Annotated in this window: 17 protein-coding genes and 1 riboswitch; of the genes, 4 read left to right on the top strand and 13 right to left on the bottom strand. The window is 53.6% G+C overall.

Going from position 1 to position 24,340, the window contains the following annotated elements:
• Positions 1-34: 34 nt before the first annotated feature.
• Positions 35-994: a YitT family protein gene (locus Dvar_RS37395; protein ID WP_419658563.1), complete on the bottom strand. Its 960-nt coding sequence runs from the start codon at positions 992-994 to the stop codon at positions 35-37.
• A 105-nt stretch (positions 995-1,099) separates the two neighbouring features.
• Positions 1,100-1,552 carry an acyl-CoA thioesterase gene (locus Dvar_RS37390; RefSeq protein ID WP_419658562.1) on the bottom strand — a complete coding sequence of 151 codons (453 nt, stop codon included), beginning with the start codon at positions 1,550-1,552 and terminating at the stop codon, positions 1,100-1,102.
• Between the two features lie 282 nt (positions 1,553-1,834).
• Between Dvar_RS37390 and Dvar_RS37385 the strand changes: the two genes are divergently transcribed.
• A complete protein-coding gene (locus Dvar_RS37385; RefSeq protein WP_419658561.1) occupies positions 1,835-3,007 on the top strand; it encodes a double-cubane-cluster-containing anaerobic reductase in 1,173 nt (390 codons plus the stop codon).
• Positions 3,008-3,136: 129 nt separating this feature from the next.
• Here the strand turns inward: Dvar_RS37385 and Dvar_RS37380 are convergent, their stop codons facing one another.
• The 3 genes from Dvar_RS37380 to Dvar_RS37370 are packed head-to-tail and all read right to left on the bottom strand — an operon-like array spanning position 3,137 to position 6,543.
• Positions 3,137-3,877 carry a (Fe-S)-binding protein gene (locus Dvar_RS37380; protein ID WP_419658560.1) on the bottom strand — a complete coding sequence of 247 codons (741 nt, stop codon included), beginning with the start codon at positions 3,875-3,877 and terminating at the stop codon, positions 3,137-3,139.
• 48 nt (positions 3,878-3,925) lie between these two features.
• Positions 3,926-5,158 (bottom strand): (Fe-S)-binding protein, encoded by a 1,233-nt coding sequence (locus Dvar_RS37375; protein ID WP_419658559.1) that lies wholly within the window; start codon positions 5,156-5,158, stop codon positions 3,926-3,928.
• Positions 5,159-5,169: 11 nt separating this feature from the next.
• A complete protein-coding gene (locus Dvar_RS37370) occupies positions 5,170-6,543 on the bottom strand; it encodes an FAD-binding oxidoreductase (RefSeq protein ID WP_419658558.1) in 1,374 nt (457 codons plus the stop codon).
• A 272-nt stretch (positions 6,544-6,815) separates the two neighbouring features.
• Here Dvar_RS37370 and Dvar_RS37365 point away from each other — a divergent pair, with 272 nt between their 5' ends.
• The 3 genes from Dvar_RS37365 (at position 6,816) to Dvar_RS37355 (ending at position 11,496) form a co-directional block, all read left to right on the top strand.
• Entirely contained in the window at positions 6,816-8,798 is a 1,983-nt protein-coding gene (locus Dvar_RS37365; RefSeq protein ID WP_419658557.1) for a molybdopterin-containing oxidoreductase family protein, read from the top strand.
• A gap of 151 nt (positions 8,799-8,949) precedes the next feature.
• Positions 8,950-10,872, top strand: a complete 1,923-nt coding sequence (locus tag Dvar_RS37360) for an alpha/beta hydrolase (protein WP_419658556.1) — start codon at positions 8,950-8,952, stop codon at positions 10,870-10,872.
• Between the two features lie 69 nt (positions 10,873-10,941).
• The gene (locus Dvar_RS37355; RefSeq protein WP_419658555.1) at positions 10,942-11,496 is read left to right on the top strand and encodes an NUDIX domain-containing protein; all 555 of its coding nucleotides are present in this window, start codon (positions 10,942-10,944) and stop codon (positions 11,494-11,496) included.
• 10 nt (positions 11,497-11,506) lie between these two features.
• Here the strand turns inward: Dvar_RS37355 and Dvar_RS37350 are convergent, their stop codons facing one another.
• The 8 genes from Dvar_RS37350 to Dvar_RS37315 all read right to left on the bottom strand — a co-directional run bounded on the left by Dvar_RS37350 (position 11,507) and on the right by Dvar_RS37315 (position 24,197).
• The gene (locus Dvar_RS37350) at positions 11,507-12,310 is read right to left on the bottom strand and encodes a substrate-binding periplasmic protein (protein WP_419658554.1); all 804 of its coding nucleotides are present in this window, start codon (positions 12,308-12,310) and stop codon (positions 11,507-11,509) included.
• Positions 12,311-12,348: 38 nt separating this feature from the next.
• A complete protein-coding gene (locus Dvar_RS37345; protein ID WP_419658553.1) occupies positions 12,349-13,422 on the bottom strand; it encodes a sensor histidine kinase in 1,074 nt (357 codons plus the stop codon).
• A gap of 2 nt (positions 13,423-13,424) precedes the next feature.
• Positions 13,425-14,135 carry a response regulator gene (locus Dvar_RS37340; RefSeq protein ID WP_419658552.1) on the bottom strand — a complete coding sequence of 237 codons (711 nt, stop codon included), beginning with the start codon at positions 14,133-14,135 and terminating at the stop codon, positions 13,425-13,427.
• A gap of 466 nt (positions 14,136-14,601) precedes the next feature.
• The gene (locus Dvar_RS37335) at positions 14,602-16,722 is read right to left on the bottom strand and encodes an ABC transporter ATP-binding protein (protein ID WP_419658551.1); all 2,121 of its coding nucleotides are present in this window, start codon (positions 16,720-16,722) and stop codon (positions 14,602-14,604) included.
• A gap of 10 nt (positions 16,723-16,732) precedes the next feature.
• Complete coding sequence (locus Dvar_RS37330; protein ID WP_419658550.1) at positions 16,733-18,502, bottom strand: ABC transporter ATP-binding protein; 1,770 nt, start codon at positions 18,500-18,502, stop codon at positions 16,733-16,735.
• Between the two features lie 215 nt (positions 18,503-18,717).
• Positions 18,718-18,928, bottom strand: a riboswitch (cobalamin riboswitch).
• Positions 18,929-18,993: 65 nt separating this feature from the next.
• Positions 18,994-19,293 carry a hypothetical protein gene (locus Dvar_RS37325; RefSeq protein ID WP_419658549.1) on the bottom strand — a complete coding sequence of 100 codons (300 nt, stop codon included), beginning with the start codon at positions 19,291-19,293 and terminating at the stop codon, positions 18,994-18,996.
• 282 nt (positions 19,294-19,575) lie between these two features.
• On the bottom strand, positions 19,576-21,684 hold the full coding sequence (locus tag Dvar_RS37320) for a TonB-dependent receptor (protein WP_419658548.1): 2,109 nt from the start codon (positions 21,682-21,684) through the stop codon (positions 19,576-19,578).
• 317 nt (positions 21,685-22,001) lie between these two features.
• On the bottom strand, positions 22,002-24,197 hold the full coding sequence (locus Dvar_RS37315; RefSeq protein WP_419658547.1) for a TonB-dependent receptor plug domain-containing protein: 2,196 nt from the start codon (positions 24,195-24,197) through the stop codon (positions 22,002-22,004).
• Between the last annotated feature and the right edge of the window lie 143 nt (positions 24,198-24,340).

Below are 24,340 nucleotides of genomic sequence, written 5' to 3'. Positions count from 1 at the left end.
ACGTTGCCAAATTAATCAGCGAATACACCCTTGATCACACTTCTTTTATACTTGAAGAGGGCACCCGTTTGCCATAGCCGCCAATCACCTGCTGAGCCACCCCAATGACAATAAATGCATCCGGATCCACCGTGGCAATGGTGTGTTTCAGATCGGCCACCCTCGACCGCAACACTGTACAAAAGACCATTGATCGCGGACTTTTTGTATAACCGCCCTCAATTGTCCACAAGCTGACACCCCGTCTGAGTTGGTAGATGATCGCCAGGCGTACCGAATCCGGATTTTTGGTAACGATGGTGGCGGTCCGAACCTGACTTACGCCTTCCAATACCAGATCACTCACGATTCCGGACAGAACCAGTGTTAGCGTCGAGAGCAAGGCGATTTCCCAATGAAACACCAGGCCGGCAACAAATATGATTGCCATGTCCGTAAAAAGATAGGACTGGGATAGAGGAAAGCCCAGTCGCTCATAAAGAATCCGCGCCGGTATGGATGTACCGCCGATCGTGCCTCCCGCGCGATAGATAATCCCCATGCCAACGCCAAAGAGCACACCGGCGTAAATGGAGGCGAGTAAAAGATCATCGGTGATCGGCCACTTCTCATTGACTTGGGGCAGGTAGAGATTAAAAAGATCGACAGCGAAGGAGAACACCAGAATCGAAAGCACGGTTGACGCGACAAACCGCCACCGGCCGAGTTGAAAAAAGCCCAGAATGACAAGCGGAACATTCAATGCCAGAAAGATCATGCCGACTGGTATGGTTACAAAGTGGTTGACGATAATCCCAATGCCGGTCACCCCACCGGCAGCCAATTTGAATGGAAACTGAAAAACACTGAAGCCGACGGCGGCAATAATCGCCCCCAATCCTGTTTGAACTTGACGCCAGATTATTCGTCTGAGCCCGGCTGCCAGGGGCTGATCGAACTGGCTCCTGATTTCGCTGGGGATGTGGATACGTTTGGTTTTCTGTTTGCTCGTCATTGTTTTGATTCTTGAAACTGGAATAAGGGCCACTATACCCGCATCGTGGTGTTTGGCCATAAAAAATGTTCTGCTACCCCCAGCGTTTTTTATACAACCTGGGGGCTACCTGTCCAGCGGATCCGTCAGACGTCCGTTTTCAAGGTCGATAATATTTTGTCGGACGATGTCCGGGATCGGGGTTTTCTCGTTTTTTCGATAATCAAAGGATACGAGCAGGCCTTCCCCTTCGGCGGCAATCTGTCCCGATGTCTGGCTGGCAATGGCATACTGCATGGTGAACCGGTCGGATGCCATGTGGGACACCCTGGCCCCCACAGACAAGGTGTCCGGGTAGGTTAGCTGATGAAGGTACCGGCACTGGGTTTTGGACAGAATCGGCCCCACACCGGTTTGCTCCATGACTTCCATTATTTTCACTTTATGAAAATAGGCCAGGCGTGCATTTTCAAAATACCGGTAATAAACCACGTTGTTCACGTGGTTGAATGCGTCCATCTCTCCCCATGCCACGGGGAACTCAACGATGATTGGATAATCTTTCAACAAGTTGACCATACCTACCTCTGGTTGTGCTTGAAAAAAAAGCAAACAGGCTCTGAGTGATTATTTTGACCATTCGTTCAATGTGTTGAATAAATCATGTCCCAAATGCATTGCTACACGATCCACCAAATTTTAGCAATGGATGGCACAATCGTCTGTATCTATTCGAATGCCTGAATCGATTGGGATTATCATTTTGACATTTTATTGATTTCACCGTTAATGGCAACGCGATCAACCCTTTATTATTACCTATTAATTAATATTGCGAAACGACTCCTCAAGGTGATTGAAATGACAACACGCATCGAGCCTTTGCTGGTCGACGGTTTCGAAAACGAGCCACCGGCAAAACGCGTTCTTCAGTATGTCCAGTCCCACAAAGAACAAAACCATCCCGTGGCCGGTATCTATTGCGGCTACGCGCCCATTGAACTGATGCATGCCATGAACATTGTTCCGGCGGTGCTGTGCGCCTTTTCCGAAGCGCCCATTGCCACGGCCGAGACGATTCTGCCGGCCAACTTATGCCCGCTGATCAAATCCAGTTTTGGGTTCATCCAGGAGGGGACCTGTCCGTTCTATAGTCTGAGTGACGTGGTGGTCGCGGAAACCACCTGTGACGGCAAGAAAAAGATGTTCGAGCTGATTGCCGACGTGAAACCCACCCATGTGATGGATCTGCCGCAACTGGCCGATGAACCCGAGTCGATTACAAACTGGAAGGCAATGATCCGAAAGCTGCAGGCGTTTCTCGAAGGGCAGTTTGACTGTAAGGCCACGGATGAACGTATCGAGTCTGCCATTGTCTGGAACAACCGCAAAAACCGGTTGATGCGCAAGGTGTTCGATTATGCCGCCCGTACGCCACCGGCTATCTCCTGGGAGGAGATTTACGACCTGGCTTTCCTGGCCATCCCGGCCACCGGCGAGGAGATGGTGCCGATTCTGGAGTCGGTGCTGGAGAAACTGGAAAAGCGGGCGGCCGCAGGCATTGGGTTTGGTGATCCGGATGCGCCGCGGGTCATGGTGTCGGGATGTCCGGTGGGGGGCGATGCGACCAAGATTTTCCGCATCATCGAAGAGGCCGGGGCCATGGTAGTGGCCCTGGATGCCTGCTCGGGAATGAAAGCCTTTATGGGCGAAATCGAGGAAAACACAGGCGATCCCATCACCGCCATTGCCCGCCGCTACCTTGAGATTCCCTGTGCCTGCATGACTCCCAACCAGCGCCGCTTGGATGGGGTTTCCGAGATGATCGAACAGTTCCGTCCAGATGTGGTGGTCGATTTCATTCTTCAGGCCTGCCATGCCTATAATGTGGAATCCCACAAGGTTGGTGAACACGTGGCCGACAGGCACGGCCTGCCGTTCTTAAAAGTTGAATCCGACTACTCGGACAGCGACGTGGGCCGAATTCGTACCCGGGTGGAGGCCATGCTCGAGATTGTCAGGGCCGATGCCTGAGCCGGCATGGGATTGGACTGCAGTGCCAACCGTTTGATTCAACGATAAAATCGCTATCGCTATCGACTATTGATGAATCCGTCAAAAGTGCCGGACTTGATTCGGCACGCATAATTTGTGGTCAACCCGTTAGGGCGCCAAAAGTTGGGCGATGTGCCGGACCTGCACGGGGTGATTGTGCCGGGACAGATAGCCCTCGATGTTCATCAGGCAGCCCATGTCGCACCCGACCACGGTATCGGCACCGGTGGCCAGGATGGTATCCACTTTCTCGGCCACTATGGCTGTGGAAATGTCGGGGTATTTAATGGAGAACGCACCGCCGAACCCGCAGCAGCGATCGGAATCGGCCATTTCAACGAATTCCAGCCCGTGGATGCGGGAAAGCAGCGTTCGCGGCTGGGACCCAATCCCCAGAGTGCGCAGCAGATGGCAGGAGTCATGGTAGGTGACCCGGCCGTCAAAACGGGCGCCCAGATCGGTGACTCCCAGTACATCCACAAGAAATTCGGTTAGCTCAAAGGTCCGCCGGCCCACGGTCCTGGCCCGGGTTTGCCAGGCCGTGTCGTTGGTGAACAGGTCGGCATAGTGATGGCGCACCATGGCCACGCATGATCCGGAGGGGCAGACGATCAAGGGGGCATGCTCAAACACCTCGATGAAATGCCGGGCGGCCTTGCGTGCTGCGGTGCGATAGCCGGAATTAAATGCCGGTTGGCCGCAGCAGGTCTGATCCTGGGGATAATCCACGGCAATGCCCAGACGGTCGAAGATGCGAACCATGGCCTCGGCGACTTCCGGGTAAATGCCATCGACAATACATTGGACGAAAAGTGTGACCTGTTTGGGCATGGATGTGTGGGCCGGCATGAATGGTCCCCTTTCTCAAATTTGAAATTTCAAATCAATTCCCTTCAACTACCTTAGCCCCCGGGCGATAATTTCCACAGGATGGCAGACATCAAGCATTCCTTTGCGGGGCAGGTTGCCCGACAACTGCACCCGGCACCCCGGGCAGCCCGTGGCCCAGGAGCGGGCCCCGCTGTTGACGGCATTATCAATTTTGCCGTCGACCATTTGCTTCGAGATGTCGGGATATTCATTGAAAAAGAACCCGCCGCCACCGCAGCAGGCATCCCAATCCACAGTTCGCTGATAATCCACATGGGGCAGCCGTTGCATGAGGGTTTCGACCCTGTCCTTGCCTCGACCGTGATTTTTCAGATGGCAGGGCAGGTGGTAGGTTACTTTTTCCTTTGCTTGACCGGTAGCCAGGTGGGGTTCCAGATCAGAGAATTTTTCCAGAATGAATTCTCCAACATCCCACACCTTGGCGGCCAGATCACGGGCCGGGTCGGCACAAAGGCGCATTTCATCCATCAGCTTCGGATAGGCATGGCTAAGGGCCGATCCGCAGGTGGCACAATCCACTATCACGGCATCGCAGCCGTTGAGCTGCAACGCCTTGATGTTGGATAGGATCGAGCTGCGTGCCCGCTGGGTGTCGCCGTGGAAAAAAAGCGGCAGGCCGCAGCATCCCTGATCCGGGGGGATAATGATGCGGTACCCCATGCACTGAAGGACCATTGTAACGGCATGACCGGTGCCCTCGAAGATATGATTGGTGGCGCATCCGGTAAAGTAAACCACGGTGCCCACAGGGCTGCCGGCCGGTTTGATGACCGTGGGCACTTGATCGCGAAATGGGATACGGTTGGGCGTCGGAAAATTTTCGATGGGGATGTTGCCGATGCGCATGCGTCCGATGATGCGTTGGGCCAGACTGCCGGTGCCCACCCGGGCCGCCCTGGCGGCCATGCGCAGCCGGTTTTCCCTGGGCAGGATGGCGCCCAGGGCCTTGACTTGCCTTGACTGACCACACCAAGCGCCCATTTCATCGCGCATGCGCATGAAAAGGGTGTCGTGGTGCACCCCGCCCGGGCACATGGCCGTGCAGGTGCCGCACATGAGGCAGCACTGCAATTTTTCCTGCATACGGTCCGTGGCCGGCAGGCGCGACTCGGCATAGCTTCGGATCAGATGCACCTTGGCCCGGGGCGCGGCGGTTTCCTCACGGGTCACCCGGTAGACCGGACAGACGGTCAGACAGAGCCCGCACTTGCCACATTGATAGGCTTCATCGGCTTTCATGATTGCATTCCCTAAACGAATTTCCCGGGGTTGAGAATCCCCTGGGGGTCCACGCATTGTTTGATTTTGGCCATGAAATCACGCGTGGCGTCATTGAGGGCCATGGGCAGGTAGTCGGTTTTGGCCAGGCCGATACCGTGTTCGCCGGACAGGGTGCCGTTGTACGTCATGGCCTTTTCGAAGATTTCCCGATTGGCCGCCTCGACCCGTTGCCATTGTTGCTTGTCGCGGGTGTCGGTGGCGATCAGCGGATGCATGTTGCCGTCACCGGCATGGGCCAGGATGCCGATGCGCAACCGGTAACGGTCGGCGATCTCACGAATGTGACGGATCATGTCGGGCACATGGCTGACCGGCACCGTTGCGTCCTCCACGATGCAGTCCGGCGCCAGGCGTGCAAACACCCCGTAAGCCGAGCGGCGTGCGGTCCAGAGATTGTCACGCTCGGCGGCCGTGCGCGCTTCGATGACTTCCTGGGCGCCGTGGGCGCGGGCTTTTTCCACGATGGTGCGCATCTCTTTTTCCACCGCCTCTTCCACGCCGTCGACCTCGATGAGCAATAGCCCCTCGGCGTGACGCGGCAGACCGATGCCGGCAGAATCCTCCACCGCGTTGACCACGGTTTTGTCCATCAGTTCCAGGGCGGCGGGCAGGATGCCCGAGCCGATCACATCGGCAACCGTGGCTGCCGTGGCGTCCAGATCATTATAAACCGCCAGGATGGTGCGGCTGGCTTCGGGCAGGGGCACCACGCGCAGGGTGATTTCGGTGACGATGCCCAGGGTGCCTTCCGAGCCGCAGAAAAGACTCGAGAGCCGGTAGCCGGTCACATCTTTCACGTTGCGGCTGCCGAAACGGATCACCTCGCCCGACGGCAGGACCACTTCCAGGCTGAGCACATAATCCACGGTCACGCCGTATTTGAGACAGCGTGGCCCACCGGCATTCTGGGCCACGTTGCCGCCAATGGTCGAGGCCATGTAACTGCCCGGATCCGGTGGGTAGAAAAATCCCTCCTTGGCCAGGCGTGCCTGAAGGTCACCGTTGACCACGCCGGGCTGCACGATGCAATAGCGATTGGGGGTGCTGACCGCTAAAATGCGGTCCATGCGGGTAAGCGAAAGCACGATTCCACCACGGATGGGAACCGATGCGCCGCAAATACTGGTGCCGGCGCCGCGGGCGGTGACCGGGATGCCCTCATGATGGGCGATGGCCATGATCGCCGACACCTCGGCCGTGGACTCGGGCAGCAGAACCAGCTCCGGCGTCATCTCCTCCACGAACGCGTCGTAGGAGTAGGCCAGCAGGTCTTCCGGGGCATCGATCAGGCGCTCAGGTCCCACGATGGTTTGCAGGCTTTTTCTGATTTTGGCGTTAAGCATGTATTCCTCATATCAAAGATAATGAATGGTACCATACCCCCCAAAAAAAATTCGAGGATGTCAATAACGGTCAACGGGCCATTTCAGGCTGACAATTTTGTAGAAAATACAAACGGATTTGTAAATGAAAACCCTGCAAGACCCAGAATACCGCGAGTATATGCCCATTCCAAGGCGTTTGTTGACTTATCCATAACATGGCACAAAAGTTGACTGAACATTATCTTTTGCCTTGAAGCAACACAAAAAGAATCGAGCCAAAGGAGATGTCGATGAAACAAAACAGGAAGACGGTTTACACGACCTGTACCCGTGACTGTCCCAATACCTGTGGCCTTGAGGCCGTCGTGGAAAACGGCCGCCTTGTGGGGCTCACCGGATCTGACAACCATCCACTGACCCGCGGGCGGGCCTGTGTCAAGGCCGGCATGTATGTGGATCGGGTCTACAGTGCCGAGCGGGTCTGTTATCCCATGTTGCGATCGCTGCGCAAACACGGGGGCTGGCAGCGGGTCGGCTGGGATCAGGCCCTGGATGTGGTCGCCGGGCAGATAAAACGTATTTGCGCCCAAGATGGTCCCGAGGCGATCCTTTATTACCAGGGATATGGTGAACGCACGGCCCTGAAACTGCTCAACCGCTATTTTTTCAATCTCCTGGGCGGGGTGACCACCCTGCGCGGTTCGCTGTGCGGCGGCACCGGCCAGGCCTCACAAAATCTGGACTTGGGGGAACGCATCTCCCACGATCCCCTGGATCATCTCAACAGTAACGCCCTGGTGCTGTGGGGCCGCAATCCGGTTTCCACCAATATCAGCCTGGTGCCGATCATCAGGGAAATCAAAAAACGGGGTGCACCGATTATTCTGGTGGATCCGTATAAAAACCGGTCCGCCTCGTTGGCCGACCGGCATATTGCCCCTGCGCCAGGCCGGGATGTTTATCTGGCCATGGCGGCCGCCAAGCGGGTATTTGATGAAGGCGTCCAAAGCAGACATTTCCTTGACCATCATACCTTGGGAGCAGATGATTACAAACATTTGGTGGACCGTTTCAGCTTCAGTGAACTGTGCCGTCTGGCCGGTGTGAGCGAGGCCGATGCCGACGCCCTGGCCCAGGTCTTCATCCACCACAGTCCCACGGCCACCCTGCTCGGTTGGGGACTGCACCGGCACGCGCATGCCCATTACACCATTCGCGCCATCGATGCCCTGGCCGCTGTAACCGGAAATATCGGTGTGCCCGGCGGCGGCGTGAGCCAGGGCTTCGAGGAGTACGGCCCCTATGATCAAACCTTTTGGGGCGATCATCTCAACGCCCCCCGACGAACGCTTTTGATGCCGGCCATCGGCGATGAAATTCTCAAGTGCATGGATCCACCGATTCGCATGATTTTTACCACTGCTGCCAACCCGGTGTGCATGGCCCCCAACTCGGCCAAGGTAAGGCGTGCGTTTGAAAAGGCCGAGTTTGTGGTTTACTCGGGTCACTTTTTGGATGACACGGCCGATCAGGCCCACGTATTCCTGCCGGCCACGACTTTTCTGGAAGAGAAGGATATTATGGCCACCTACGGTCACAATTACGTGGGGCCGGTCAACCGCGCTATCCAGCCGGTGGGTGAGTGCTGGTCGGAGTTCGAGATGTTCTGCGGTCTGGCCCGGCGGTTTGCCTTTGCCGATCGGTTCGTGCGCAGTGTGGATGGGTGGCTGGAAGATATCTGTGCGCCCATTGTCCGCCAGGGATGCAGCCTGGCGCAGCTTAAACAAGGGCCTTTTCGCCTCAAGGCCCCCATGGCTCCTTATACGGACGGAAAATTTCCCACCCGATCAGGTAAATTCGAGTTCATGACCAGCTTTGATCCAACGGATTTGGCGTCGGTGGAGCCAGACTATCCCTATACCCTGCTTACCATTGCCCCCCACCGATTCATCTGCTCGGAGCGCACCCTAGCCGAGCACGATCGCCTGCCAACGGTGCGGATGAATCCGCAGGCCGCCGCCCGTCAGGAACTGGCCGCCGATACGACGGTTTGGGTGGAAAGCCCGGTGGGACGCATTCGTGCGCGACTTTTCATCGACCCAGATGTCCGGGCCGATTGCCTGGTGGCTGAGCGCGGCGGGTGGATCAAGGCCGGTCATGGATTCAACCGGTTAACCTTGGACGTGGCCAGCCGGGTGGGAGAGGGAACCCCCTACTATGATACGATGGTTCGGGTGCGGCACTGCTTGGAAAATGATGGTGACGAAGGATGAAGCGCAGACGCCGATATCAAGCTTTTTACGAATCCGTCAACATTAGGGTTGAGTATGTTTCATCCAGCGATTAGGGTGGAAAATGATTTCTGACTGAAAGGGTTCTGAATTCGTTTTGATGATCATGGATCGGGTTGGCTAGGGAGGTGAGATGACCATACCGCGACGGGACATTCCACCCAAAACAGGGCGAACACCGCGTGTTGTCATGAAAAGCAAACATCACTTCGGTTTTGGGGTCTTTATTTTATGCATCGCATGCTTTTTGTGCGGCTGTGCCCTGCTGAAACTCAAACAGGATATTGACAGGGGAAAAAGCGCTTCTCTTTTACAGGGCTGCGTAATCATGAAATCAGAGCAAAGTGGCCCTATTTTTATCGTTGCCTATGAACGCATCCATAGTGAAATAAACGTTTGTGGACATGTACGCCTTTCTCAAACGGGTTGCTATGAACTACTAGTTCCCAACGGAAAGTATTATGTTGGGGCATTCCAGGATGTCAATGGCAACGGAAAACATGATCCTAATGAAGCTGTGGGCCAGTTCGGCACCCCAGATCTTGTAGATGCCAAAACAAAAAATAATATCGATCAGTTGAATATTGTCCTGAATCCTCCAGAGCCCGATGCGGTTTCTCACTTATCCGGTATTTCGATCAACAAGACCGACATCGTTGATCGGGCCGTGGCAGGAGAAGTCGCCGACCGGGATCGGTTGGCACGCCTCGATAGTTACGCCAGTCAGGGGTATTGGGAGCCCATTAGCGCTTTTAATGAAGTTGGCGCCAACATCTGGTTTGTGCAACCCTATGATCCAAAAAAAATCCCGGTTCTTTTTATTCACGGGGCCAGTGGTACGGCTTCGGGATGGGAGTTCTTATTTCAAAAAATAGACCGCTCGGTTTTCCAACCCTGTTTTTTTTATTACCCATCCGGACTGGACTTGGAATTCAGCGCCTATATCCTTGCCTCAAAAATTTTAAGGCTGCATGCCAAATACCGATTTGACCGGATGGCTGTCGTCGCCCACAGTATGGGCGGACTTGTGGCGCGATCCTGCATGACCCGATTTAGAAAATATTTTCCATTCATCAAGCTCTTTGTCTCCATCTCAACCCCTTGGGGCGGTGTAAATATGGCAAAAATGGGTGCTGAAAATTCTCCCGTTGTGATTCCTGCCTGGAAAGATGTCGCCAGTGGCAGCGATTTCATCTCAACACTGTATCAAAACCGTCTGCCGCAAAACACTCGCTTCTATCTTCTTTTCAGCTACCGGGGCAACCGCAATCCCTTTGAGCCGAATAATGATGGCACCCTGACGATGGAAAGCATGCTGGATCAACGGGCCCAACAAGAGGCCGTCCGTATTTATGGGGTTAATCAAGACCATGCGGGGATATTGAATTCTCAAGAAACTGCGACACTACTCAACGATATTATTGAGCAGGAGATGCCCGAAAAAAAAGGCCTGAAACAAAGCGGCACCATTTCCATTTCGGTGGACCTAAAATCTCAAGAACACAGGCCAAACATTGTTTATATGCTTTTGATTCTAGAAACCTTGGGGAAAAAATTCCATGAAAAGGTAATCTATCTTGACCCTTTTCAGAAAGAACAGACCATTGATGGTATTCCAGACGGTGAATACCTGGCCAGTCTTCTAATTCCCGCTTTTCATGTTATTCCCATACGAAAAGCAATCAGAGTAAGGGCAGGGCAGACGACCTCAATCCGCTTTGGAGGCTCACCCGAAGGCATTATCACAAATTTTATTTGGTCTGCGAGTGGCCTTCATGCGCCTAAAAAAATTGTATCCATTAATTTGTACGGTGCGGGTGTCGATCGAACGATTCTTCCCGATAATTTCGCTTTTAACAGCATTTATGACGCCGCGCTTTCCCAAAAAGATTTTTTCCATGACAATCTTTTTTGTTTTTATGGCTTAGCCGAAGGGATATATCGCGTGACCGTTGTTGCCGATGGGTACCGCGCTTATTCGGAAAACTACCGGGTGACGCCAGGACAATTTGGAAACATCCCTCACATTCAACTCTCGCGCAACCTGAGATGGTAGGGCTTCATATTTTTTTGCCGTAGCCTTTAACGGCAAAGATAATCAGGATTTAACAAAGAGCTTAACACCATGCAAAGCAACCCTAACCACCTTATTTTTAAACATTGCCCCAAATGCGGCAATAATGAGCTACTTCCCGCTTCTGTCAAATCCTTCCGATGCCCGGCTTGCGATTTTGTTTTTTATCTCAATCCAGCCGCGGCTGTGGCCGGATTGGTGATGAACGCAGATGGTGAATTGCTTGTGGTCACGCGCAATCGTGACCCGGCCAAAGGCACATGGGATTTGCCGGGTGGTTTTTTAGATCCCGGTGAAACCTATGAGCAGGGGTTGAGGCGGGAACTTCGTGAAGAACTTAACCTCGATATTTTTGCTCTTCGTTATTTTTGCTCGGCACCCAACGAATACGACTATGGTGGCGTTGTATACTCAACAGTAGACGTTGCTTTTAGCTGTGAGACCAGCCTTTCCTCGACTCCGCAGGCCGATATGGATGAAATCATATCGGCCAGGTTTCTACCCTTTTCCGAGATTAAGGTGGAAAATTTCGGCCTGTCTTCGATTCGAATGATTGTTGCCGAATTTTATAATAAAATAAATATGTTAAAATTTAGCTGGCGATAAATCGTAAAAATTACTTTTTGTCAAAATGATCGGTAATACGATCAAACTCAGACTTGATCATGACGTGATAGTCCTCTGGCTTATATCCCGATTCGATGAAGGCCTGATCAAATTTTTCCACCAGCATTTTCCCTCGCTGAGTTTTGCTGAAAACCGTATAAAATGGCCAGGGGGCTTCAGGAAGAAATAGAATTTTGACCTGATGATCGATGTTCATGAGTTTTGCCGTGAACAACAGGGTATATTCATCCAATGTGTGAATCGCATCGATCCGTTTGTTGATCAGCTTGTTCAACTGGTTTTCAAACAATGTCAGTCCCGCGGATACGATATCGAACGTCAATGATGGGTGATTTGCCGTAATGAATCTGGAATTCGCGGCTTTACTGAACTGCCCGATGGTCATCTTTTTCAGGTCATCGACCGATGTGATTTTTTCCAGGGTGTTGTCTGATCTTACAATCAGATTCGGTTTGCAAAGGTAATAGAAATGTTTTGGATAGTAGAAAATCGCTTTTCTTTCCTCGGTCATCGACATCAATGGCGTTCCGTCGATCATCTCCTTAAACTTTAAATGAAATATCAACCGACTGAATGGCAAAGGGCCAATCCATTTTACATCGCACCCCATTTTTTCCGCAATTTTTTCAAAATAAGCGACCGATGCTCCTTTTACCTGCCCGGTTTTCTTGGATTTATACATGTGGGGCTTCAAGTCAAAATACCCCATGACGATGGTTTCCGCACCGGACATCTGGGCAAACCCGAACGAACACACATAAAGAGTCAGAACAATTATTGTTATCCGTTGCAATGGCTGCCTCCGTTAACACTAAACGCAATCGGTCCCTTCTATACCACTGTCGGTAGAATAAATCCAATCTCAACACACTTACCGGCCAGGCGCGCATGTACCGATCCGCCATGGGCTTGCACCAGTTCCTTGACGATGGAAAGGCCGATGCCGGCACCGCCATGATGCCGGGAACGCGATTTCTCGCCGCGGTAAAACCGTTCGAAGAGAAAGGGCAGATCTTCAGCCGGAAGATCCACCGCTGTATTGAGATAGTCCACCCTGACGTTGGAGCTGTCTAACGCCATTCGGATTTCCACAACGCTTTGATCCGGGGCGTACTGGATGGCGTTGTCCGTCAGATTCCGAAGGACCCGTGCCAGACGATCCGCGTCGGCATGAATGACCATCGACGGCGTGTCGGCCTTGATCCGGACCGTAAGCGCTTTATCCTCAATGGTCAGGGTATGGGCGGCCAGGCTTCTCTCGACCAACCCTTTCAGATTCACTTGCGTTCGATTGAGACGACCGCCGGCGGCATCGGCCCGGGCTAATGACAGTACATCTTCCACCAATTGCGCCAGCCGCAAGGTTTCATCCTGGAGAAGCGCAAGCGTCTCAGGAGCTGGCGGCAGCACACCGTCGTTGAGTGCTTCCAGGTATCCCCGCATATTGGTCAGGGGCGTACGCAACTCGTGGGCCACATCGATCATCAGGGTGCGACGCAGGGTTTCGATTTTTTCCAGGTTTTCGGCCATGCGGTTGAAAGCCAGGGCCAGTTGACCCACCTCGTCGGCCGTGGATACCGGCACGCGTGCCGAAAATTGACCGGTGGCGATTTCTTCGGTGATGACGTTCATTCGGGTGAGCGGCTTCAGGATGCGACGATTGATGACATAGCTGAGCACCACGGAAAGGGCAATGGCACCGCCCAGCGCCCAGACCAGGTACCGGTGGACCGAATCCACAAACATGGCGTGGGCCGGTTCGGGTGAGATGTGGTATTTTTCCATGAGGGTGACGAAATAGCCGGCGGCCAGGGTGTCGATGGCCAGCCATACGACAACCACGGCAAATCCGGCCACCAGCAGATTGACGGCCAGCAGTTTGACGATCAGGTAACGTTTGACCATGATCACAACTCCAGCCGGTCGGCGAAACGGTAGCCAACGCCGCGAACGGTGAGAATATAAGTCGGTTCGGCCGGGTGGGGCTCGATTTTTTGGCGAATTTTCCCGATGTGCACATCCACCACCCGATCGATGACCGCTGCCTCACCATGGGGATAGAGCCGATTCAACAGTTCGTCCCGGGTAAAGGTGCGGCCGGGGGTGGCCATCAGGGCTTCGAGCAGGGCGTATTCATGGGGCGTCAGGGCCACGGTCCGGCCATCAACGGTCAGGCGCCGCATATCCAGATCCAAACGAACCGGGCCATGGACCAGTACCTGGTCCGCTGCACGCGAAGCGGGTGAAGTGCGCCGCAGCACCGCCTGGACCCGGGCCATGAGCTCGCGGGGACTGAATGGTTTGACCACATAATCGTCGGCTCCGAGGGTCAGGCCGGCCACCCGGTCAATCTCATCACCGCGGGCGGTGAGCATGATTACCGGCACCGATGAATTCCGGCGCAATCGGCGGCACACTTCCCAGCCATCGATTTTGGGAATCATCAAATCAAGGATGACTAGGACCGGGTGATGCCGGGCGGCCAGCGCCAGGGCTTTTTCGCCATCGCCTGCGATCAGGCACGCAAATCCATCCTGTTCCAGGTAGACGGCGATCAGGGAGGCGGTGTTTTCATCGTCCTCGACCACCAGAACTGTTTTTTTGCTCTGCGGTTCCATGATTATGTTTTCCCCTGACCTCGTTAGATGAAACGGGTCAACAAATTTTCCCCAAGGTGATCGGTCAACCTTTAGCAATAAACTGTTAGCCTTTATCCGCAGTTAATTTATCAGCAATTCGATGACCACTGACTGAGGTTCATGCAAAACGTTAGGGTTCGCGCAAAAATAAATTCGCAAATTGTCAGTGTTCAGGCGCCCGGCTCAGCAAGGCGCGAAGACAAAGGAATATCAGGCATATTCCGTGTTTTCGCAACACCGCTGAGCGGGATGGATGGGCGCTGAAAATGTGAAGTTATTTTTGCGCGAGCCCTTAACAATTCTTTGAAATTATATTGCTAATCGCTAACAGCTGACAGCGAATCGCTTTTTTAGGTATTGTATTCAGCATGGGCATTAAAAACAAGAGCACGGGGGATTGAGCGCAGGGTAACCGCATGTGGGGTGAATTATTGATTGTTATCCATTACTTTTTGCAGTGCAGGCGGTCCAGGGCCACCATATCGGCATACAGCCCTTTGGCATCCATGAGCACCTGGTGGTCACCGTCTTCAACAATGCAACCACCTTGCACGACCAGGATGCGCTGTGAGTAGCGGGCCGTTGCCAGGCGATGGGCAACGGTAATGCAGGTGCGGTCGGCCATGATGGCCGGCAGGCGTGATAGGATCAGCTTTTCGCTTTCCGGATCGATCTGACTGAAGGCCTCGTCCAGGATCAGGATGCGGGGATCGCCGGCCAATGCCCTGGCCAGGGCCAGCATTTGGCACTGCCCCTGGCTGAGCGGTCGGCCACCCTCACCGACACGGGTGGCGATGCCTTGGGGCAGCGCTTTCACCCAGGTGCCCACACCGCTGATTTCAATGGCGCTTTCCAGCATGGATGATGTGACCTGACGGCGGCCAAGGACGATATTCTCCTCGATGCTGGCCGACAGGAGAATCATTTCCTGGCTGACCAGGGCCACGTGGCGAACCAGCTCGCGTGGCGTGATGGTCGTCAGGGGCCTGTCGCCCAGAAGAATTGTTCCACCGGATGGATCATACAGCCGCAACAACAGGTTGACCAGGGTGCTTTTGCCGCCGCCGCTGGGCCCGACGAGGGTGACGGTCTGGCCTTTTGGAACTGTCAAATGAAATCCATCCAACACCATTCGGTCCGGGTGATAACCGAATTCTACCGCAGCAAAGACAATGTCGGTATCGCTGTCAAGGGGGGCTGGTTTTTCGGCGTCTGATGTTGATAGTGTGCGCTTATCGTCCAGCAAGGTGAAAATGCGTTCGCTGCTGGCCAGGGCGCCCTGCAATTGATTGTATTTCTCACTCAGGTCCCGGATGGGGACGAGCAGCATCTGAATGTAGGTGAGAAAGGCCACCAGGGTTCCCAGGCTAAGCCGGTCCTGGACCACGATGCCGCCACCGTAGCAGACGATCAGGGCAATGGCCAGGCTGCCCATCAGCTCCATCAGCGGGGTAAACACGGCGAATAGTTTGGTTTGTGCCATCCCGGCCTGAAAATAGCGGTTGTTGAACTGGATCAGTTTGCCCAGAACGGTGGTTTGCGCCCCCAAAAGCTTGATTGTGGTCGTGCCGGCAATGGTTTCCTGGAGTCCGGTATTCACGCGTCCCGTATAACCTTTGATGCGATGAAAGATACGTTTGGAGATACGGGCGAAAAACCAAGCGAGCACGGCCATTGGCGGGACCACCAGCATACAGGCTGCCGCCAGCCGTGCATTGAGGGCGAACATGACCACCGTGATGCCGATAAACATGACCAGATCTTTGAACAGCCCCACCACCATGTTGCGGAACAACTCGGCCATGCTTTGCACATCGTTGTTGACGCGGGTGACCAGTTTTCCCACGGGATTGGCACTGAAAAAGGATTGGGAGCGCGTGAGAATATGGTGAAAGAGAAAAAGCCGCAAATCTTTCATCATCTGCTGGCCGGCGCGTTCCAGGCAGACGGTTTGAACAAAGGAGACCGCCAGCAAGAGCGCCGCCATGGTTGAAAAAAGCGCGGCCATGGCGATCAAGCCAATGGCGTCGGACCTGCGAAACTGTTTCAGGTCCTCAGTCGGTAGCTGTTTCAGGTGATCCTCGGCAATCAGCATTTGGTCCCCCGAGCGTTGAAAACGATCAGGATAACGCTCGGCCAGCATCCGGGCCGGCCCATCGGCAGGAGCGGCATACCAGCGCATGGAATCGACTGCGCCAGCTTCACGCACCCGGGCGATCAGGGCGGGATCCAGGTCACGCCATTCGTTTTCAGGCACATACCAACTGTTCTCATTTGTTGAGATTTTCCCGGATGGCAGGGCCTCTGATAAGGTCTGTCCCAAGGCAGGCGTCAGCCGGCCGGCATCCACGCGCAGACGATAAGGCACCAGGAAACGATCGATCGCCGTGCGCGTGATAACGGGTAGTAAAAGTTCCAGCCCGATGCACAGCGGGATCAACAGCGCAGCGATGATTACCTGGCGCCGATGAGGCGCGAGAAAATTCGCCATGCGTTTTACCAGATCGCTATTCAGGGATTGGGTGGGCCGGTCGCCTTCGAGATAGTCAGTGTCGTGATTGCTCATCAGCCCCCCTTTACCCCGACATCGCAGCCGTGGGGTTTAGTTTGGCAGCTATCTGCTGTGATAGTACCAGCTGCCTATACAATCGACAGGTCTTGATCAGATCATCATGGTTGCCCTGGGCCTCGAGGCAACCGCCATCCAAGACGACAATATGATCGCAAAAGGACAAGGATAAAGGACGATGGCTGACAATCAGGTTGGTCAATCCCTTCCTCAAGTGAGACAATTGTTCGAGTATGCGGGCTTCGGCCTTTGTATCCACTGACGATAACGGATCATCCAGTAAAAGCATGGACCTTGATGGCAGTATGGTTCGGGCAAGGCACAGGCGCGCTCGCTGACCACCGCTCAGGGTCTGGCCTTTTTCCCCTAACAGGCTGTCCAGCTTTTGGGACAGGGCACGGATTTCGGGGGTCAGGCCGGCTGCCTCAATGGCCTGCCATAGCTGGTCATCGCTTGCTTGCGGAAAGGCCAAAAGCAGGTTCTCGCGAATAGTATCGGAGAAAACGAAAGGGGCCTGAGCAGCCATTGCTATGGTGGATCGCAACCGGTGCAAAGGCATTTGGGTGATGTCCGTATGGCCTATAAAAATCGTGCCTTGGGGGGGCTCGTGGATGCGGGTGAGCAATTGCAAGAGGGTGGATTTGCCGCTGCCCACCGGGCCGACAAGGGCCGTGGTGGTACCATGTGGAAACCTCAGACTGATATTGGTAAGGACCGGCCGGCTTTCTCCAGGGTAGGTGAAGGTGAGATTTTTGATCACAATATCCGTGTCTTTGTCTTGGCAAGGTACGACTTGGCCTGGAGATGACTTATCCAACGCTTCGATGAATTGGTTTAAGATTCGATCCACTCTTGTGCAGGAACTCTTGGCGCGCTGATACAGGTTGATCAAATAACCGGAATAAACCAACGGCGTTTTGAGCATGACCAGATAGGCGGAGAAGGCCACGATCTCACCGGCCGTGAGCATCCCCAGAACCGCCATGGCGCCGCCACAGCCCCAGACCACGGCCTGACTCAGGTGGGTGACCAGGGTCATGACCGGCAGGTACAGGGCACTGACCCGGGCCAACTGCATGTTGTTGTCCAGGTGCGTCTGGGCCAGGCGGTCGAACTGCCGGTCCTTTACCGCGGTCAGGTCAAAAACTTTGATCAGGCGAATGGCGTTGAGGCTGTCCCGGGATTCCTCGGTCAGGGCGGAGAAAGACTCCTGGATCGATTTGTGGCATTGATGGAAACGAATACTCTGGCGGCGGGTCAGCCAGGGAATGGCGCCCATGGGAACCATGGCCAGCAGGGTCAGGACCGGACTCATCCAAATCATGTAGACCAGGGCCAGAATCAGGGTCAATATAGAGTTGATTGCCGCCTGGCAGCCATACCCGGCGGCCAAGCGGATGTTATCGATGTCATAGGTGGCGCGGGCCATGATATCACCTGCCGGCTGTTTGTCGATAGCCGAACGGGGCAGGGCAATGACCCGCGCGAAGAAATGCCTACGCAGATCCCTTTCTACAATGCGGCCAAAGGCCAGCATGGACGGCCGACCCACGGCCCGCAGGACGGCGACGCCCAGGGATAGGGCAACGATGGCACCGGCAATCAAGCCCAGGCCATGGGGATCTGCCTGGCCGGCAGCCAAACGGTCGATGGCCTTTTTGATCAGCTGGGGAGAGTAAAGGGCCAACATCTCAAGCACAAATATCGCCGTCAATCCACCGGCTACCAGCCACCAATACTTGCGAACATCTTTGGTTATGATTGCGATTGTGCGCATGAAAGACTTACTATAGTGTTTAAGATAATGTTTTTGGCAAGGCTAGAGGGAGGAAGCTGTATAAATAATACCGCGATGACCGATAACGCAGCCAAAAACATTATCTTGAATGCTATAAAATAAAAAATCCCCGCTTCCATCGTTAGAAGCGGGGATTCCGTTTTCAATCCCTTGGCATATATCCATTGCTGCAAACCATTCCATCTCCAGGGAACAATTGCAGCCCGTCCATGGGCAGGTCTTCTGGCTTCACACACCTTCTCGGCGGCCTTCCCATTCAAGCGATGTCGAACAGTGACCAAAATTGCCGAAAGGCTCGCTTTGAAACGATCAAAGCATATGTGTTACAGCGGCGGGTCCGCTCCCGATTTTAACGGGATTCCCTTACGTCCGTTCTCAACAGACACCCATGATGGCGTAAAACAAAACGAACTTAATCCCATAATGGAATTGTTTTCCGAATGTCAATAGAAAAGATAATCCAAAGGTGGTTACACTTTACGCCCGATATCCAATACCATTTCTCCAATTCCATATGCGCCGGAGAGGAAAAATTTAAAACCAAATCCCGGGGGCACGGCATTGATGGCCATTCGGAAAGCGTTGTTCGGGTCATAGTCCATCACATAAAGGACAAGATCGGGTTTCAGACACGCTTTTATCAGGTAGCCTCGGCCCAGGTCGGGTGATAGGTGCCAACAGGTTTCAAAGGCCATGTCTTTTTTATGGATGGACCGAGTTTCATCGATCTTTGCAAACGTTTTTCCGCTTCTCGCCATGTGAACATCCATATCAACATCCTCATGCGTCTATTGGCATTAGGGGCACGGTGCGCCGTGCCCTTGTAAGAGCCTGTTTGGTAAATCCGTCTAAGGCCCGCTAACGGCGTTGGAAACTGTCTCAAAATGCTCACATATACCATATATGCTCCGCTTTTGAGCCACTTTCCGCCTTGTTATCGGGCCTGATCCAGACTTCCAAAACAGGCTCTAATACATTTTGTTTGAACCGCAGCAACCGGTTCACGAACAGGTGAAGCATCCTGGCGATGGCGGTTAAGATTCAGATACCGACTACCAGTCGATCATCACTTCTGCAAAATAACTCCGTTCCCGGCCCACGCTGCTTTCGAAATATTCCTCGTCAAAAAGATTGTCAACGGACAAAGAGAGTTTCACGTGTTTGAGCGGAGAAATGGTCACCTTGGTTTCCCACAACCAGCACTGGGAATAGGCCCCGTAAACATCGTCGATGCCGTCATTGTATTCCTGTGTATAGATCCTGCCCAGATAGCGACCCATCAGGCTGGCGCGCACATATTTGGAACTTAGCGCCAATCCCAGATTGATGGTGCGCTCGGGCATACCGGTGATTTTTTTCCCTTCCATGTCCGGATCATGGACGTTTTCCTTGATTTCCGTATCGTTGTAAGTGTAATTGCCCCACAGGTTCAGCCATTCAAATGGCCACAACGAGGCTTCTACTTCAATCCCGTCAATCTTGGCCTGGCTGGCATTGTCTTTGAAACGATCATTGCCGACTTCATAATAGTAGATCAGATCATCGATATCCGTATGAAATCCGGTTACCGAGAGTTTCAGTCCGCGATCGAAAAGATATTGAGTCACGCCGACTTCATAAGTCTGCAAGGTTTCGGGTTCAAGTTCCGGGTTGGAGTTGACCATTCCATCGCCGCTTCTGTAGGTTCGGTACAATTCATAAAGTGACGGCGGCCGGAAAGCCTGACCCGCGGATCCCTTGATGATGGTGTCGTCAAATAGTTTCCAGACGGCCGACAGTTTGGGATTGAACGAGGAATCATCGCGGTCATCAAAGTTGATGCTCTCATCCTCGACCACGGCCAATCCGTCGAATGACTCCCAGTAGTCAAAACGCGCCCCCAGGAAAAGCGACAGGCTATTGATGATTTTCCACTCATCTTGGAGATAGATGGCATACAGACGATCCTCGCCCTGGGTGATATCGCTGCGTGAGCCATATTTGGAATTCTCGTCATGATAATCGGTCAGCTCATAGCGACCGCCATCGAATTTATCATAGCGAATGGAAACACCGGTGGTCAGCAAGTGGCTTTGGCCAACAGAAAGGTTGGTCTGGATATCGCCATACCACACGTCCGTATCAAATTCTTTCAAATAGCCATCCGCATTGTCATAGGTCTCGTCACCACTGATCCTGGGTGTGGTATACCACCGGTCCTCATGGTGATAACCGGCCTTGACGACAAGGTCGGCCGGTCCGAGTGTTTCCTTATAGGTCAGAAGGTATGACGGGGTGCTGATCTCTCCAGGGCCGGCCGTGATGTAATTCGACAGGGATACCGAGGCACTTTCGCCCTCTCCCGCATCGATGCTGCCGCTGAACGACGGATTGCCGTCGGCGTCCTGAAGGTATGTGTTGGGACGGTCGTTGCCGTATTCCCTGAATCCCCACTGAAAGTTAAAGGCCAGGCTTCCCGTGTCCGTCAGATCGTATACGGCATCCAGATTGGTATTCCAGCGCTCGTAATATTCGTCACCTTTATCCCCGGCTACCCATTTTCTCTTGCCGGTTTTGTCAAGGGTCTCATAGCCACCGGTTAACTCTCCCGTACCGGACGAAATGCTGCGGGTGACCAGGGAATCCGGATAACCGTCTGATTCCTCGAACTCGTACCCCAAGCGGATGCTGAACTTGTCCATGAAACGGTTTCCCAGGGCGAGGCTGTGGCGGATCGTCTCGTCGCTGCCGTAGCCAACCTTGGCCGTGGCTTCCAATTTTTCCGGCGCTGCGGTGATTATGTTGATCACGCCGCCCATGGCATTGCCACCGTAAAGGGCCGATGCCGGGCCGCGGATGACTTCGATACGCTCAACATTATCGGTGGCAATGTTTTCCCAGCGCACATGGCCGCGCCAGCCGGTATTGAGCGGCATGCCGTTGAGCATGATCAGGGTTTGATGCGCCTCGGGCATGCCGCGCAGTTTGCCGTCAAAGAAGCCGCTTTCATGAACCAAGGCATCTTCGATGGTGTGAAGGTCCTTGAGCGCCAGATCCTCTTTTGAAATGACGGTGGAATTGCCCGGCGCGCTATCCACATCCTTTTCCGTGCGGGTGGCCGTCACCACCATATCGTCCAAGGCGGCAGCCTTGGCAGTGGTTTTATCTTTATCCTTGGTCAATTGATCTTCTCCTACCGCAATTCCTGAAAATACCGTAACGATAAGTGTCATTATCAGTATTAAAATCGCTGCTCTCCATGATTCCATATACAGACTCCATCTCTCTGGGGTTCGTTCAATGTATTGAGAATTGCTTTCTATATCCTTTTCAAACAGCTCAAGCTCTGTCTGCCGGTTTACTGCCAAATCCTAAGGTAAAGAATGGTTTCCTTAAACGTTTATCCTAACATTTAATTAGGCTTGCCGTTTTACACCCAAGTCTTGCGTGAAAACAGGCAACCGTTTGTAGTCGGCACAGGGGCAATGCACGCCGGTCTTTACCAATTAATCGATACTTCTGCGAAATAGCTGCGTTCCCGGCCCAGTTTGTTTTCGAAGTATTCCTCATCAAAAAGGTTGTCTACGCAAAACGAGATGGCCACGTGATCGAACGGTGATAACGTCAGCTTGCCTTCCCACAGCCAGCACCTGGAATAGCCGCCGTAGACATCGTCGATGTCATCATTGTTTGTTTGCGTATAGATTCTTCCCAGGTAGCGACCCATCAGGCCGAGGGTCAGAAAACGATAGGTGATGTCCGTTCCCAGATTGATGGTGCTTTCGGGCATGTAAGTGATTCGCTTGCCCTCCATCTCAGGGTCGTGCACATTCTCTTTAATTTCGCTATCATTGTAGGTGTAGTTGCCCCAGACGTTCAGCCAGTCGAATGGCGTTAGGGATGCCTCCAATTCGAAGCCGTCGATGGTCGCCTCGCTGGCGTTTTCCTTAAACCGGTCATTGCCGACTTTGTAGTAGTAGATCAGATCGGAGATATCCTGATGAAAGGCGGTAGCCGACACTTTCAGGCTGCGCTTGAAAAAGTACTGGGCCACACCCAGTTCATAGTTGATCAGGGTCTCGGGGTCCATGTTCGGGTTGGAATTGACCGTCCCGTTGCCCATCCGATAATTGCGGTAGAGTTCATACAGCGATGGTGGACGGAATGCACGGCCGACCGAGCCTTTGATCACAGTGTCCGCCAGCGGCCGCCAGACCGCGGATATTTTCGGGTTGATCGCCGAATCATCGCGCTGATCGAAGGTTTTTATTTCATCGCCGATGACCGCCTTGCCGTCATAGGTTTCCCAGTAATCCAGCCGGGCACCGATGAACAGCGACAGGCTGTCCAGGAATTGCCACTCGTCCTGAAGATAAAGCGCGTAGAGCCTGTCCTTGCCTTCGGTGATGTCGCTGCGCGGTCCGGTCTTTGAATCCTCATCGCGGTAGTAGGTCAATTCATAACGGCCGCCGTCGAACCCGTCATAACGAAAGGACACTCCGGAGGTGAGCAGATGGTTGTCACCGATGGAAATATTGGTTTGAATATCACTGAACCAGACATCCGAATCAAATTCCTTGATGAAGCCGTCAGCATTGTCATATGTTTCACCCTCTCCCACCAAAGGCGTTACGTACCACTGATACTCATGGTGGTAGCCGACCTTGGCGCTAAGGCCGACGGCACCGAAGATTTCCTGGTAAGTCAATAAATAAGACGGGGTTTCGCTTGCTCCTGGGCCTGTGGTGATGTAGTTGGCAAGGGAGACATCGGCTGCCTGACCGTCGCCGGCATCCACACTGCCGTCATAGGCCGGGTTGCCTGCAGCGTCCACGAGATATGTATCCGGGTGGTCAAATCCATACTCTCGGGATCCCCACTGAAAGTTGAAGGAGAGCGTTCCTGTATCGGTCAGATTTAAGACCGCATCCAGGTTGACATTCCAGCGATCGTAGTATTCATCACCCTTGTCACCGACCGCCCATTTGGATGTTCCGGACGTGTCTAAGGTGGCATATCCACCGGTCAGTGTCCCCTCGCCGGATGAAATGCTGCGGGTGACCAGATCCTTGGCATAGCCGTCGGACTCTTCCATTTCATACCCCAGACGCAGGTTGAGTTTGTCCATGAAGCGGTTGCCCAGGGAAACGCTATGGTGGAGCGTTTCGTCGCTGCCATAGCCGATCTTTGCCACCGCCTCCAGCTGCTTGGGCGAATCGGTGATGATGTTGATCACCCCGCCCATGGCGTTGCCGCCGTACAAGGCGGACGCCGGGCCGCGGATGATTTCGATGCGTTTCACATTGTCGATGGCGATATTTTCCCATTTGATAAGCCCCCGCCACCCATTGTTCAGCGGCATGCCGTTTAGCATGACCAGAGTGTACTGCTGGCCCGAAAGACCCCGCAGCTGGCCGTTGAAAATACCGACCTCATGGATCAAGGCATCCTGCAGGGTGTGAATGTTTCTGGCATCCAGATCTTTGCGGGTAATGACCGTAGAATTGCCTGGTGCACTGTCCACATCCTTTTCCGTTCGTGTGGCCGACACGACCAGATCATCCAACGCAGAGGCCTTGGTGCTGGTTTTATTTTTATCCTCGCGAGCCTCCTCTTCACCCCGCACAATTCCGGGAAATATCGTAAATGTACTCACCATCAACAGTAGTAAAAAAGCGCTAAACCCTGATTTCATAGGCAATTTCCATAATGATTTATCCAGCTATACCTATTCGCTCTCGCTTTGCTCGGAAACCGAGTAATCACCATCGGCCGGTGTAGGGGCACGGCGCGCCGTGCCCCTACGCGGCTGTCGTGACTTCGGAATAATTGTTTTGT

This window comes from Desulfosarcina variabilis str. Montpellier (genome assembly GCF_048565275.1).
GTDB classification, from domain to species: domain Bacteria; phylum Desulfobacterota; class Desulfobacteria; order Desulfobacterales; family Desulfosarcinaceae; genus Desulfosarcina; species Desulfosarcina variabilis.
The sequence above is the reverse complement of the archived record's forward strand: the minus strand, read 5'-3'. Positions and strand labels throughout refer to the sequence as shown.

Excerpts from the sequence above, each read along its gene's own strand:
- Dvar_RS37395 (WP_419658563.1), bottom strand. The coding sequence starts at position 994 with ATGACGAGCAAACAGAAAACCAAACGTATCCACATCCCCAGCGAAATC.
- Dvar_RS37340 (WP_419658552.1), bottom strand. The coding sequence starts at position 14,135 with ATGGAACCGCAGAGCAAAAAAACAGTTCTGGTGGTCGAGGACGATGAA.
- Dvar_RS37355 (WP_419658555.1), top strand. The coding sequence starts at position 10,942 with ATGCAAAGCAACCCTAACCACCTTATTTTTAAACATTGCCCCAAATGC.
- Dvar_RS37390 (WP_419658562.1), bottom strand. The coding sequence starts at position 1,552 with ATGGTCAACTTGTTGAAAGATTATCCAATCATCGTTGAGTTCCCCGTG.
- Dvar_RS37375 (WP_419658559.1), bottom strand. The coding sequence starts at position 5,158 with ATGAAAGCCGATGAAGCCTATCAATGTGGCAAGTGCGGGCTCTGTCTG.
- Dvar_RS37380 (WP_419658560.1), bottom strand. The coding sequence starts at position 3,877 with ATGCCGGCCCACACATCCATGCCCAAACAGGTCACACTTTTCGTCCAA.
- Dvar_RS37330 (WP_419658550.1), bottom strand. The coding sequence starts at position 18,502 with ATGCGCACAATCGCAATCATAACCAAAGATGTTCGCAAGTATTGGTGG.
- Dvar_RS37370 (WP_419658558.1), bottom strand. The coding sequence starts at position 6,543 with ATGCTTAACGCCAAAATCAGAAAAAGCCTGCAAACCATCGTGGGACCT.
- Dvar_RS37360 (WP_419658556.1), top strand. The coding sequence starts at position 8,950 with ATGACCATACCGCGACGGGACATTCCACCCAAAACAGGGCGAACACCG.
- Dvar_RS37325 (WP_419658549.1), bottom strand. The coding sequence starts at position 19,293 with ATGGATGTTCACATGGCGAGAAGCGGAAAAACGTTTGCAAAGATCGAT.
- Dvar_RS37365 (WP_419658557.1), top strand. The coding sequence starts at position 6,816 with ATGAAACAAAACAGGAAGACGGTTTACACGACCTGTACCCGTGACTGT.
- Dvar_RS37315 (WP_419658547.1), bottom strand. The coding sequence starts at position 24,197 with ATGAAATCAGGGTTTAGCGCTTTTTTACTACTGTTGATGGTGAGTACA.
- Dvar_RS37385 (WP_419658561.1), top strand. The coding sequence starts at position 1,835 with ATGACAACACGCATCGAGCCTTTGCTGGTCGACGGTTTCGAAAACGAG.
- Dvar_RS37345 (WP_419658553.1), bottom strand. The coding sequence starts at position 13,422 with ATGGTCAAACGTTACCTGATCGTCAAACTGCTGGCCGTCAATCTGCTG.
- Dvar_RS37335 (WP_419658551.1), bottom strand. The coding sequence starts at position 16,722 with ATGAGCAATCACGACACTGACTATCTCGAAGGCGACCGGCCCACCCAA.